At 64.4% G+C, this 13,193-nt stretch carries 12 protein-coding genes; 7 read left to right on the forward strand and 5 right to left on the reverse strand.

All coding sequences use genetic code 11. The features are described 5' to 3' along the window. Positions 1 to 5: 5 nt before the first annotated feature. The 3 genes from V7D81_RS21215 to V7D81_RS21225 all read left to right on the forward strand — a co-directional run bounded on the left by V7D81_RS21215 (position 6) and on the right by V7D81_RS21225 (position 2,007). Entirely contained in the window at positions 6 to 209 is a 204-nt protein-coding gene (locus V7D81_RS21215) for a DUF3565 domain-containing protein (protein ID WP_349257717.1), read from the forward strand. A 49-nt stretch (positions 210 to 258) separates the two neighbouring features. Beyond that, positions 259 to 858, forward strand: coding sequence for a DUF2946 family protein (locus V7D81_RS21220; protein WP_324320060.1), 600 nt, complete (start codon positions 259 to 261; stop codon positions 856 to 858). A gap of 471 nt (positions 859 to 1,329) precedes the next feature. After that, positions 1,330 to 2,007 carry a hypothetical protein gene (locus V7D81_RS21225; protein ID WP_324320062.1) on the forward strand — a complete coding sequence of 226 codons (678 nt, stop codon included), beginning with the start codon at positions 1,330 to 1,332 and terminating at the stop codon, positions 2,005 to 2,007. A 150-nt stretch (positions 2,008 to 2,157) separates the two neighbouring features. Here the strand turns inward: V7D81_RS21225 and V7D81_RS21230 are convergent, their stop codons facing one another. Further along, positions 2,158 to 3,567 carry an amidohydrolase gene (locus V7D81_RS21230; protein WP_324320064.1) on the reverse strand — a complete coding sequence of 470 codons (1,410 nt, stop codon included), beginning with the start codon at positions 3,565 to 3,567 and terminating at the stop codon, positions 2,158 to 2,160. A gap of 73 nt (positions 3,568 to 3,640) precedes the next feature. Beyond that, entirely contained in the window at positions 3,641 to 4,273 is a 633-nt protein-coding gene (locus V7D81_RS21235; protein WP_324320066.1) for an NUDIX domain-containing protein, read from the reverse strand. Positions 4,274 to 4,444: 171 nt separating this feature from the next. Here V7D81_RS21235 and V7D81_RS21240 point away from each other — a divergent pair, with 171 nt between their 5' ends. Beyond that, complete coding sequence (locus V7D81_RS21240; protein ID WP_324320068.1) at positions 4,445 to 5,335, forward strand: DMT family transporter; 891 nt, start codon at positions 4,445 to 4,447, stop codon at positions 5,333 to 5,335. A 59-nt stretch (positions 5,336 to 5,394) separates the two neighbouring features. Here V7D81_RS21240 and V7D81_RS21245 read toward each other — a convergent pair whose 3' ends face one another. Continuing rightward, the gene (locus V7D81_RS21245; protein WP_324320070.1) at positions 5,395 to 6,315 is read right to left on the reverse strand and encodes a DMT family transporter; all 921 of its coding nucleotides are present in this window, start codon (positions 6,313 to 6,315) and stop codon (positions 5,395 to 5,397) included. A 273-nt stretch (positions 6,316 to 6,588) separates the two neighbouring features. Here V7D81_RS21245 and V7D81_RS21250 point away from each other — a divergent pair, with 273 nt between their 5' ends. Both V7D81_RS21250 and V7D81_RS21255 read left to right on the forward strand, forming a co-directional pair. Beyond that, positions 6,589 to 7,830, forward strand: a complete 1,242-nt coding sequence (locus V7D81_RS21250) for a dipeptidase (protein ID WP_324320072.1) — start codon at positions 6,589 to 6,591, stop codon at positions 7,828 to 7,830. A 128-nt stretch (positions 7,831 to 7,958) separates the two neighbouring features. Next, positions 7,959 to 9,440, forward strand: a complete 1,482-nt coding sequence (locus V7D81_RS21255; protein WP_324320074.1) for an amidohydrolase family protein — start codon at positions 7,959 to 7,961, stop codon at positions 9,438 to 9,440. A 10-nt stretch (positions 9,441 to 9,450) separates the two neighbouring features. On the opposite strand, the gene V7D81_RS21260 is transcribed toward V7D81_RS21255, so the two are convergent. Next, positions 9,451 to 10,008, reverse strand: a complete 558-nt coding sequence (locus tag V7D81_RS21260; protein WP_324320076.1) for a hypothetical protein — start codon at positions 10,006 to 10,008, stop codon at positions 9,451 to 9,453. 226 nt (positions 10,009 to 10,234) lie between these two features. On the opposite strand from V7D81_RS21260, the gene V7D81_RS21265 reads away from it, so the two are divergent. Beyond that, the gene (locus V7D81_RS21265; RefSeq protein ID WP_324320078.1) at positions 10,235 to 12,604 is read left to right on the forward strand and encodes a TonB-dependent receptor; all 2,370 of its coding nucleotides are present in this window, start codon (positions 10,235 to 10,237) and stop codon (positions 12,602 to 12,604) included. Between the two features lie 48 nt (positions 12,605 to 12,652). Here V7D81_RS21265 and V7D81_RS21270 read toward each other — a convergent pair whose 3' ends face one another. Then, positions 12,653 to 13,132: a hypothetical protein gene (locus tag V7D81_RS21270; RefSeq protein ID WP_324320081.1), complete on the reverse strand. Its 480-nt coding sequence runs from the start codon at positions 13,130 to 13,132 to the stop codon at positions 12,653 to 12,655. Positions 13,133 to 13,193 lie beyond the last annotated feature (61 nt).

Here is a 13,193-nt window from a genome sequence, read left to right on the forward strand (position 1 = left end):
CGCGCATGCAGCGTTGCATCACCGGCTTCCGCCAGGACGAAGAGGGCCACTGGATCGCCGACCTCGAATGCGGCCACAGCCAGCATGTCAGGCACAATCCGCCCTGGTTCGTGCGCGCCTGGGTGACGACCGAACAGGGGCGGTGCGAGGCGCTGGCGTCGATGCGGCTCGAATGCCGGCTGTGCGATGACACTGCGGCAACGCGCTGATCGCCCCTCCCCGCTTCGCGGCGGAGGGAGCAGACGATGAGGACCTGACTTGGAAGACTGGGCACTGCGGGCGATGCAACGCTGGCCGAACGTGCCGGCGCTGTTCGGCTGGCTGAGTCTCGACCGGCGCGGTCACTGGCTGATCCGCGGCGAGATCATCAGCCGGCCGCAGATCATCGAGACCATCAACCGCAACTACGCAGCCGACGAGCATGGTCGCTGGTTTTTCCAGAACGGACCGCAGCGCGGCTACCTGACGCTGGAATACGCGCCGTTCGTGCTGCACGTCGATGGCGACCGGCTGCTCACGCACACCGGGCTCACGGTGGAACATCCATCCCGCGCCTACCTGGACGAAGAAGGCTCGCTGGTGTTCCAGACCGAACACGGTCCGGGACTGCTGATCGACACCGACCTCGACTGGGCCTTGAACGAAATCAGCGCCGCCGGCCAGCCGGTGGACGAGGATTCGCTGACGACTGCCTTGGCGCTGCCATCGGGCCAGGAAACGTCATTGCAGCTCGCGCTCGGCGGCACGCTGCTCGCGCTCACGCGACTGGACCGGTCGCACCTGCCGTCCGCACTCGGGTTCGTCGCGGATCCGCAGCCGCGCGAAGGCGAGCGCGTGTCGACACGAATCGCGGACTGATTTGCGTGTACCGGCTTCGGCCTGATTCTTCCTGTGGGGCCGGCTTCAGCCGGCCTTCTTGAGGAGTCAGGCTAAAGCCTGACCTACAGGAAGAGCCGGCTGAAGCCGGCCCCACAGGAAGAGAGATCCGCGCCTCGCGCCCGGTCGGTATCGATCTGAGCCCGAATACGGGGAATGCCTGCGGGACGGTGGGGCCAACATGCCCAAGCCACAATCAGGGTGACGAAAGCCAGCTGGAACAAGTAGTTGCGCCCGCGTCTGCCGCTGAAACATGACGGCCGGATCCGCAGCGGGCATTGGACGGGATCGCGGATTTTTCGCACTCGCTGCCGCGAAACGGCCGGTTCTGGACTACAATTCGCGCCCCGAATTTTCCTTCCCTTCGTAACAGCAGGACACATGGTGGAACAAGCGCAATTGGAACTTCAGCTCAAAGTGTGGAAAGAACTTGCGATCAGCAAGCAGATGTTGATGCGGACCGCCGCAGAGGCTTTGAAACTCGACCCGAATTGCAGTCAGGAAGAGCTGAAGACCGCGCTTGATGCCGCTCTGAAGAAGGTCGCCGAAGCCGACGCCAGCGTCGTCACGGCACGCGAACAGGCGAAGTCCTCCATCCTCGCGATGGAACAGAAACTCGCCGCCGCCCAGAAGGCGCAGACCACCGCCGAAACCACGGTCACCGATCTGACCACCAGGCTCGAGAACGCCACGCAGCAGGCCGCTGCCGCGCGTACGTCGTCGGCGAAGGAAATCCAGACGCTCAAGGATCGCGTCGTCGAGAAGGACAAGCAGCTGAAGGCCATCAACACTGCGCTGGCCGACACGCCGGAAAACGTCCTGAAGAAGATGAACCAGCTCAAGAAGCAGCGCCAGGAAGAAGCCGATGCGCGTCGCGACATCGAAACCAGCTTCACCTCGCTGCGCAAGGAAAAGACCGAGCAGGATGCCAAGCTGACGAAGATGACGGACAGCACCGGCCGTCTCGTCACGACGTACAAGGAACTGCACGAGTCCGCCGCGAAGATCAACGAACTGGCCAAGGCTGCCGACGTCAAGGATCTGCCGGTGCTGCCGGACCTGCACGAGAAGCTGCTGGAAGAGATCGCGAATCCGGATGCGAAGCCGGACAGCAAGAAGGACAAGAAGTGAGGGGCAGCGCCTCTCGTCTGATCCCCTCCTCCGCGTAGCGGGGGAGGGTTAGGGTGGGGGCATCGACGCAAACTGCGCCGCCTGGTTTGACACCCCCATCCTGTCCTTCCCCCGCTGCGCGGAGGAAGGGACGCTCGATTCGACCTCATCTCAATCATTTGGCACCGGCGGCGGTCCCGGCATCAGATACGCCTCGAACTTCACGTCGCCCTTCTTTTCCTTGAACTCCTCGCGGATCGCTTTGACGTTCGCGGGCTTTTCGTACAGATCCACCATCGTCGCCGCGAGCGTCTTCGACGCCAGCACCAGTCCCTTGTGACCGATCGACATGCCGCCGGTCGCAACCACCGGCCACGCATGCCACGGCGCATCCGCCGGCGCGGTGGCGACGGTGAAATGCAGCGTCGGCACGATCCAGCTCACGTCGCCCACGTCGGTCGAGCCGCCCTCTTCCTTCTGGCCGTCAAGCGAATGGATCTTCGTGTTCATGCCGACGTCGGGAACATTGGTCGCGCGCTGGATCTTGCGGGCGAATTCCTGTTCTGCCGGCGTGTATGACGGCGAGCCGAGCCAGCGCAGGTTCTCGTCGATGAGTTTCGCGCCGGTCATGTTGACGAGAATTTCCCAGTTGCCGTTCTGCAGCGTCAGCTTCGATGTCGTCCCGGTCATGATGGCCGCGCCTTCGGCGAGTTTGCGGGCGCGCGCCAGCAGGTCCTCGACTTCGGTACGTTTCCAGTCGCGCAGCCACAGCCACACCTTGGCATATTCGGGCACGACGTTCGGTACGTCGCCGCCCGCGACGATGGCGTAGTGCATGCGCGAAGTGGGCTTGATGTGTTCGCGCATCAGGTTGACGCCGTGAGTGAACAGTTCGAGACCGTCGACGGCGCTGCGTCCGTTCCAGGGATCGCCGGCGGCGTGCGCGGCCTTGCCGTGGAATTCGACGATCACATCGACCATCGCCTGGCTGGAAGTCGTGTCGGCCTGCGTCTCATCGCCGGGATGCCACGCGAGCATGACATCGACATCGTTGAACACGCCGTCACGCGCCATGTAGATCTTGCCGCCGATCGCTTCCTCTGCCGGCGTGCCGTAGAAACGGATCGTGCCCTTGAGCTTGCCGGCAGCGATCTGCTCCTTGATCGCCAGCGCCGCACCGAGGCTTGCCGCCCCGAACATGTTGTGGCCACAGCCGTGACCTGCTGCGCCTTCGTGCAGCGGCGTCTTCTCCGCTACCGCCTGCTGCGAAATGCCCGGCAACGCATCGTATTCGCCCATCACGCCGATGATCGGATGCCCTGATCCATACGAAGCAATGAAGGCCGTGGGCATCTGCGACACGCCGCGCTCCACCTTGAACCCCTGCTGCTCCGCGTAGTCGGCGAGCGCTGCAGCGGATTTATGTTCGCGCAACGCCGTTTCGGCGAACGCCCAGATCTGATCCGACAGACCGATTAGTTCGGCAGAGTGCGCGTCGACCGATTGCACGGCGGCCTTCTTTGCGGCACTCGGGGCGCCGAGCGCCGGCAGCGCGCACGCCACGCTGATCACTGCAGACATCGTCAGCAGCAGGCGCCGCGGAAGTGAATGGCTACTACACATGGTTTCTCCGGAATCGGGAAGATTCACTCTGTCAGGAAGGATCCCCGCCTTCGCGGGAATGACGAACGAACGAGCGCAGCCGTTCGCGATGCTCTGCGAGCCAGTAGCCGGCAACCAGCGTTTTGAAATCGGTGATCTGCGCGCCGCGCACGCGCTCGATGAACTCCTGCCACGGCACCACGACGGTCAGGATGTCTTCGGATTCGTCGGCATTGCCATGCACGCCGCCGGCGCAACTGGTATCCACGAACCCCACCACCAGCGCGATCTTTTCCGTCGTACCGCCGGAACTGACATAGGCGCCAGGATGAGCCAGCACGGGGTCGCGCAATTCGAGGCCGGTCTCTTCCAGCATTTCGCGCACGGCGGCATCGAGCGGCGATTCGTCCTCGCTCATGCCGCCGGCCACGACGTTGTCGGTGAACGGCGGATCGCCGGCGACGAGGCAGCCCGGACGGAACTCGTTGATGAGCACGACTTCATCGCGCACCGGATCGTAGCCGAGCACGCCGACGGCATGACCTCGATGCACGATCTCGCGCACCACGAGCTGCTTGCCGCCCGCATGCATGTCCGTGTCGAATTCGATCCGGTCGAGCTTGAGGAAGCCATCCGACAGTCGCCGGCTGGAGTGGATGCGGGCCGTCAGCGGCGCACGTTTCATCGGTTGCTCTTCTCGTGCCAATGAGCCGAGTCTGCCAGAACGATTCGCGATGCGCGGCGCAAAAGCGATTGCATACACCGGCGCTGCGTCTGATTGCGATCGCAACGAACCGGTCGCACCGGGCTTTGAGTTAGCCTTGCGCATTTTCCTGTACCCGCATCCGGAATTCCGATGAGCTGGCGTCTGTACCTCGCGTTCGCTGCGCTGTGCCTGATCTGGGGCCTGCCGTACTTCCTGATCAAGCTCGCCCTGCGCGATCTTTCGCCGGCCTGCATCGCCTGGACACGCATCACGCTCGGGGCGCTGATTCTCGTGCCGATCGCATGGCGCAGCGGCGCATTGAAGCCGGTCCTCAAGCACAAGCGCGCGATCTGCGCCTTTGCCATCGCCGAACTCGTCTTCCCGTTCTCCATGATCTCGATCGGCGAGCAATGGCTGAGCTCGTCGCTGGCCGGCATCCTGATGGCGACCGTGCCGCTCGGCGTCGTACTGATCGCACCGTTGTTCGGCGTGCACGAACGCCTCGGGCCAAAGCGCATCGCGGGACTGTTCGTCGGCTTTTCCGGCGTCGTTGCGCTGCTGGGACTCGATCTCGGCCACGACCCGCGCCTGTGGCTCGGCGTCGCAGCCATGGCGGTTGCGGTCAGCGGCTACGCGGTCGGCCCGCTGATCGTGCAGAAACACCTGGCCGGCATCGATGAGATCGGCGCCGTCGCAGCAAGCCTCGTCGTCGCTTCGCTCATCCTGCTGCCCTTCGCGATCGCCACTGCACCGACGCACGTGCCCTCGACACTGTCGCTGGTTTCAGTAGCGATCCTCGGCACGATCTGCACCGCACTCGCACTGATGCTGTTCTTCTACCTGATTCACGCCGCCGGCGCGGCGCGCGCAGCACTCGTCGCCTACGTGAATCCCGCCGTGGCCTCGCTGCTCGGCGTCCTCGTGCTGCACGAACCCTTCGGCATCCACACCCTCACCGGGCTGGCGATGATCCTCGTGGGCTCGTGGCTGGCGAGCAGTCGGGGAGGAGAAGAGGGAGGAGTAACCGCAAAGAACGCATAGAACGCAAAAAAAAAGAGTGAATGTACCTTTTCAGCCAGTGTCTTTTTCTGTTTTGCGTTCTATGCGGTTACTCCGACTCTCTTCGACCGCGCCAGCATCCACACACCAAGGAAGACGACGCTGGTACCTGCTGCCATCCATGCGGTGAAGGGTTCATCGAGAATGAGCATGCTGAGGAGGATGGTCGACATCGGGCCGATCATGCCGACCTGCGCGGCGACACCGGCGCCGACTTTCTCGACGGCGATCATGACCATGAGCACGGGGACGAACGTGCACAGCGTGGCGTTCAGCACGCCGAGCCAGATCACCTGCGGTGCGACGACGAGCGTCGAGACGGGGCGCAGCACCAGGAAATGCACGATGCACAGCACGCAGGCGATGCTGGTGGCGATACCGACGATGCGCAATGCGCCGAGTTCCTTCACGGCATTGCCGCTGAACGCGAGGTAGGTCGCGTAGCTGACGGCGCTGCCGAACACCAGCAGCGTTCCCAGCAGCACATTGTGGCCGCCGAGCGAAATGTCGTGGCCGAACACCAGCAGTACGCCGAGGTAGCTGACGGCGAGCGCGCCCCACTGCCGCCGGCTCACGGGAATCCGGAACAGCAGCAGTCCCAGCAGCAGCACGATGGTCGGATTGAGATACAGGATGAGCCGTTCGAGATTGGCGCTGATGTACTGCAGCCCGGCGAAGTCGAGATAACTCGCGAGGTAATAGCCCGTGAAGCCCAGCCAGAACAATGTTCGCCAGTCGCGCGCCGTGAGTCTCGGCCGGCCGCGGCTCGCATACCACGACAGCGCGAGAAACAGCGGCAGGCCGAACAGCATCCGGTATGTGATGACGGTGACGGCATCGACGCCGTAGCGATACGACAGCTTGACGATGATGGCCTTGCCCGAGAACGCGACGGCGCCCAGTCCGGCGAGGACCAGGCCGTACCACGCGGGCCGGGAAGCAGTGGACGCGGCGACTGACATGATCCCGGCGATTCTAGTGGACGCATCCGCGACGGCCATGATGGTTTGCGATGGCGGCGTCGCGATTCTTCTCTCCGTGGACCCCTCCTCGCTGTGGGGCCGGCTTCAGCCGGCCTTCTTTCAGCCGGCCTTCTTTCAGCCGGCCTTCTTAAGGAGTCAGGCTGAAGCCTGACCTACAGCTGACCTGCAGGAAGAAAAAAGATTCGTCTTCCCGTTCTCGCCGCACCCCGCGGCCGACTATGCTCCCCGCTTCCTGCATCACTCGGCCTCGTCATGCATACATTCATTCGCCGCTTCGTCACGCTCTGCCTTGCCGGCCTCGTCGTCTCCCAGGCCGCCGCCGCGGCCGAACGCGATCCCGCGCTGGAACGCGCCAACAGGCTGCTCTCGAAAACCATTCTGATCGATGGCCACAACGATCTGCCCTGGGCGATCCGCAACGACAAGACGGCGCCGGGCGACGTCGATGCCTACGACCTGCGCGGCAAGGTGCCGGGGCAGACCGATCTCGCACGCCTGCGCGCCGGCCATCTCGGCGGACAGTTCTGGTCGGTATACATTCCCGGCGAAACCGACGGTCACTACGCGCGCACGCAGCTCGAACAGATCGACATCGCGCTGCGCATGATCCGGCGCTATCCCGAAGCGCTGCAGTTCGCCAGCAGCGCCGCCGACATCCGCGCCGCGCACAGGAACGGCAAGATCGCATCGCTCCTCGGCATGGAAGGCGGTCACGCCATCGGGAATTCGCTCGGCGCACTGCGCGCCTACTACGACCTGGGCGTGCGCTACATGACGCTCACGCACAACGTGCATCTGGATTGGGCCGACTCGGCCGCCTTTCCGCCGGTGCACGGCGGCCTGACGCCGTTCGGCGAACAGGTCGTGCTGGAAATGAACCGCCTCGGCATGCTGGTGGATCTGTCGCACGTCGCCGCCGAAACCATGGACGATGCGCTGCGCGTGTCGAAAGCGCCGGTGATCTTTTCGCACTCGTCGGCGCGCGCGATCTGCGACGTGCCGCGCAACGTGCCCGACGACATCCTGGCGCGCCTCAAGGACAACGACGGCATCATCATGATCACCTTCGTCGCGCCCTTCATCGATCCCGCCTTCGCCGCCGTGCAGAAGCCGGCGATGGAGGAATTCAAGCAGCGCTCGCAGGGCAAGTCGATCGAGGAACAGAAAGCGATCCAGAAGGAAATCTTCTCGAAGGTGACACTGCCGGCCGTCAGCATCGCCAAGGTCGCCGATCACTTCGATCATGTCCGCAAGGTCGCAGGCGTCGAACACATCGGCATCGGCGGCGACTACGACGGCAACTCGGACTGGCCCGTGGGACTCTCCGACGTCTCCATGTACCCCAACCTGTTTGCCGAACTGATCCGCCGCGGCTGGACCGATCGCGAACTGGAACGGGTGGCCGGCGGCAATCTGCTGCGGGTGCTGGAGAAAGCCGAGTCTGTGGCCCGCTCCATGAAAGACCTGCCGGTTCCGCCCGGCCTCGCCCGCTGAAGAGGAGAGCCGCGAAAGACCGCATAAAAGAAGGGTAATGGACAGGAGGTCTTTCCGCTCCTTCACTTCTCTTGTTTACATCTTTTATGCGGTCTTTCGCGGCTCTTCCTCTTCGAACGGAGGCCACGATGTCACGGCATTCGATTCTTGCCGGCCTGGCCCTGCTGACGCTCAACACTGCGACGTCCGCTGCGGATCTGCTGATCGAGAACGTCACCATCGTCTCGCCTGAACGTTCGCAGCCGTTGCCGCACCAGTTCGTGCTGATCCGCGACGAGCGCATCGCGCAGATTGCGGCGAAACCGATCACCGCACCCGGCGCGCAGCGCATCGACGGCCGCGGAAAATTCCTGACGCCCGGCCTCATGGATTCGCACGTGCACGTCTCGACGCCGGCGGGACTGCCGTGGGATACCGCGTCGCCGCAGTTGCAGCCGCTGGGGGATGCCTACAACCGCCAGCAGCCGCGCAGCTATCTGTATTTCGGCGTCACGCAGCTGCTCGATCCGTCCAACTCGCCGGACGCCGTCGCCACGTTCGAAGCACAGCCGCAGCACCCGGATCTGTTTCGCTGCGGTTCGACGACGGCGCTCGACGGCTACCCCGCCCTGTTCGTCGACAAGCCGCTGCGCTACCGGATGATGCCGGACTACATCTACGAGCCGGCGAATGCCGCCGCGCATCCCTTGCCGGCCGGCGCGCAGGCGGCGCAGCACACGCCCGAAGCCGTCGTCGATCGCATTGCCGTCAGCGGTGCGCGTTGCGTGAAGGTGTTCATCGAGGATGGTTTCGGCGATCGGTCCGGCTGGCCGCTGCTGTCGAAGGACTCGCTGCAGCGCCTGCGTGCCGCCGCGACGAAACGCGGCCTGCTCCTCGTCGCGCACGCGAATGCGCTCGACATGCAACGTATCGCGCTCGATGCGAAGGTCGACGTGATAGCGCATGGCCTCTGGAACTGGGGGCCGGCCGGCGGCAAATCCGGCGTGCCGCCGGAGATCGCGGCGCATCTGAACCGCATCCACAGGAGCGGCACCGGCTATCAGCCGACGCTGCGCGTGCTCGCCGGCACGGCCGATCTGTTCCGCGCCGACACGCTCGAGGATCCGACTTACCGGAAGGTGGTCCCCGCTGCGCTGCTCGACTGGTACGCCACGGAGGCAGGCCAGTGGTTCAAACGCAGCATGAAGCACGACTACGACGATCTGCCCGACGGCAGGATCGCCTCGCTGCAGCTGCAGACAGGCGAGCGAGGATTGCGCGCCGCGCGCTATCTGCATGAACTCGGTCAGCCGCTGCTGCTCGGCAGCGATACCCCATCCGCACCGACCTACGGCAATCAACCGGGTTACGACACGTTTCGCGAGATGCGCCTGATGGCGCTCGCGGGTCTGTCGCCGCTCGATGTGTTCCGCGCCGCCACCCTCAACAACGCGCGACAGTTCGGACTCGACCGCGACTACGGCACGGTCGCCACCGGCAAGATCGCCAACCTGCTGCTGCTCGAACTCAATCCGCTCGACTCGGTGCACGCATGGAGCCGCATCGACAAAGTCGTTCTGCGAGGACGAGTGATCGAACGCGAAACGCTGGCGGCGGACGCAACCAACTGAATCGTGCACTTCAGTGCACGAGCACGCCTCCGGCTTCGCGCCATGTCTGCCGCAGCCAGGCCGCATCTTCGACGGAGTGCGGTTTCACGCCCATCAGGACGCCACCCTTGCGGATCTGCGCTTCGTAGTCCTCGACCCGCGCGCTGGGAATGCCCCAGTGCGTCAGCGCACCGATCACGCCGCCGGCAAGTCCGACTGCGCCGGCCGCCGCCAGCGCCACCGCGACCGGACCGGCGAAAATCAGGCCCGGCAACAGCAGCACCGTTCCGACCGCTGCCGCCGCGGGCGCAAGCGTGCCCATCGTGCCTCCCACCGGCCCACCGATCTTTCTTTCGTCCAGCACCGCAGGCTCGTCGGCGCCGGTGCTCTGACGGGCTCTTGCCGCCAATGCTGCATCGACGCGACCGCTGGCGAAGCGGCGCTGCCGCGTCTCCTCCGACAGCAACAGGTTGATTTCGTCAGCCGCATAACCCCGCGCGAGCGTGGCTTCGAAGGCGCGCTCCGTACCTGCGGCATCCCGGAAAAGTGCCGTGATGATTTCAGTACCGGCTTCAGTCGCTGGCTGCATGACGATCTCCCGTCCGCCGTTGCCATAGCAACGCCATCGGCGGGAATTTCGTTCCGTGCATCCGTCGCTCGGGTTGCGACTCGCCGGCATCCTGCCTACAGGATCGTCCCGTCGGCCGTGCCAGCAGGATCGACGGCCAGTTCCTCGATATCGCGTTGTCCTTGCTGGCGCAGGCCGCCTCTCGGTATATTTCAATAGATATAACGATTCGACCAGGGAGGGTTCCGTGCGATTCATTCTTGCCTGTGCCGCAGCGTCGGCCTGTCTGCCCGTCCTTGCTGTTGCTGCGCAGGAGCCGGCAGACCGCAGCACCAGTGAAGCAACGACGCTCGAAGGCGTCATCGTCACCGCCCGGCGGCGTCAGGAAGATCTTCAGTCGGTCCCCGCTGCGGTCTCGGTCGTGGACGGCAATGTCCTCGACAGTTCCTACACCGTGAACACCCAGCAGCTCAGCCAGCTGGTGCCGTCTCTCTATTACAACTCCGCCAACCCGCGGAACACCGCCTACACGATCCGCGGCCTCGGATCGAACACGCTGTCCATCAGCGCGGCGAATGACGGCATCGAACCGGGTGTCGGCTTCTATGTGGATCAGGTCTATCACGGTCGTCCCGCAACCGCGGCTTTCGACTTCACCGACATCGAGCGCGTCGAGGTGCTGCGCGGGCCGCAGGGCACGCTGTTCGGCAAGAACACGACGGCGGGCGCCATCCATGTCATCAGTCGCGAACCGGGTTTCGAACCGGAAGGCAACGCCGAAGTGTCGTATGGCGACGAAGACTTCGTGCAGGCCAAGGGCGCCATCTCCGGTGGATTGTTCCGCGACGTCGTTGCGGGTCGCCTCGCGGCGCAGATCACCCAGCGCGATGGATTGCTGACCAACGTCAACACGGGCGAGAAGCTCAACGAACTCGACAACTACGCCGTACGCGCGCAACTGCTGTTCGTCCCGACCGACAATCTCAGGCTGCGGCTCATCGGCGACGTTTCCGATCTCGATTCGGCCTGCTGCACCCAGAATTTTCTGCGCGTCGGTCAGAGCCTGCGCAGTCCCTCACGACAGTTCCCGGCGCTGGCGGCCGGTCTCGGCTATGCACCGCCCAGCACCGACGTGTATGACCGGCTGTCCGATATCGATGCGGCTCTGCACGTCGATACGCAGGATGGCGGCGTTTCGCTGATCGCCGACTGGGATGTCGGAGCGGTGACGCTGACGTCCGTCACGGCCTGGCGTTACTGGGATTGGGATGTCGCGAACGACCGCGACTACACCGGCATTCCGATCCAGAGGGTGCAGCGCATCCCCTCGCGCCAGGATCAATACAGCCAGGAGTTCCGCATCGCATCGAACGGCGATACGCGCTTCAGCTACGTCGCCGGCCTCTACTACTACTCGCAGGAAATTTCCGGTCATCCGACCAGCATCTACGGCCCGGAGGCGGCCTACTGGCTGCTCAACCAGGCGAATTTCACCGTACCGATCCCGCGCAATCTGCTCGACGGCTATGGCCAGGAAGGCGACTCGCGCTTCGAGATGGACAGCTACGCCGCCTTCGGCGAAGTGAACTATGCGTTCACCGACCGGCTGACGGCGACGCTGGGACTGCGCTACACCTATGAAGACAAGGAAGGCAGCTACGCGACGCGCGTCTTCGGCGGACTCGACCTCACCGGACTGCCGCCCGCCACGGCGGCGGAACTGGCACGCGCCAAGCTCTCGATCTTCCGTCCGCAGAGCTACACCGCTGCGGACGACGGCGGCAGTCTCTCCGGTCGCGCGAATCTCGCGTACCGATTCGCCGACGACCTGATGGGCTACGTGAGCTTCGCCCACGGCTACAAGTCCGGTGGGTTGAACATGTCGGGGCTGCCGCTGGACGCGCTCAATCAGCCGGCATTGGCGACTGCGGTGATCGAGGACGAAATCAACACCACCTACGAACTGGGTCTCAAGTTCGCGATGCTCGATTCGCGTGCGACGCTCAACCTGGCGGGCTACTGGACGGTCGTCGAGGACTACCAGGCGAACATCGTCTCGAACCTCGAGACCGCAGCCATCCGCTCCTATCCGTCGAATATTCCGGAAGTACAGGTGAAGGGCGTCGAGGCGGATTTCGCGATGCTGCTCTTCGCCGGCTTAACGGTGCGTGCTTCCGTGGCCTACGCCGATGGCGAGTACGCGGACTATCGCGGCGGACCGTGCCCGCTCGAAGTCCAGACGGCTGCCACGGTCGCCTGCGATCTCACCGGCGAATCGCTGGCCGGTCTGTCGGACTGGGTCGAATCGCTGGGCATCGACTATGCACTGCCGCTCGGTTCAGGCGCCCTCGTCGCGCACGTGGATTCGAACTGGCGCAGCGGCTACAACAGCGACACCTCCGGATCGCGCTACACCCGCATCGACGGCTACAACGTCACCAACGCGAGTGTCGGCTATCGCTTCCAGAGCGGCTGGGAAGTCGATGTGTTCGCACGCAACCTGTTCGACGCCGACTACATCACGGCGCTGACGATTCAGACGGGCAATTCCGGCCTGATCCTCGGACAGCCGAGCGATCCGCGCCTGGTCGGCGTCACCGTCCGCACGCGGTTCTGAGGACGCGCGAAGCTGATGCAGCTGCCGCCGGCGGCAGCTGCGCCGTCATCAAGGCGCAATCGCGAATCGCAGGACGCGAAACGGGGCCGGCGTGAGATTGCTGCGAGCCATGGCGGCCAGCTGTCCTTCGAGCACGTAGACGTCGGTGCCGACCGTCGTGACGGCGACCGGTCCGCCGGGAAAGCCTTCCTGCAAGGTCGTCAGGGTCGCCGCGTCGCCATCGCTGTCGACGCGCGACAGACGGCCCGCACCGCCGCTTTCGATCAGCAGCACACTGTCGCCATCGAGGCTGCGCATGCCGTCCGGCCGCTGGATCGGCCGGCTGAGCTGCAATTCGCCGGCTGTTCCCGCCTGGCCATTGCGCCCGATCGGGACGCCGAACAGTTTTCCCGTTCCGAGCGTGTTCACCAGCACGCGATTTCCCACGATCGCGATTCCATCCAGGACGCCGTTGCGCGGGCCGAATGCGCCCTCTGCGGACCAGACCTGCAATGTCTTGCCGCGACGTGGCAGGCGCAGGATCTCCATGTTGCGGACGCTTTCTCGTTATGTATGAACAGGAATAACGGAGGCGAAGTCTCGTCGAGTT

Source organism: Povalibacter sp., from assembly GCF_036735925.1.
Taxonomy (GTDB): domain Bacteria; phylum Pseudomonadota; class Gammaproteobacteria; order Steroidobacterales; family Steroidobacteraceae; genus Steroidobacter.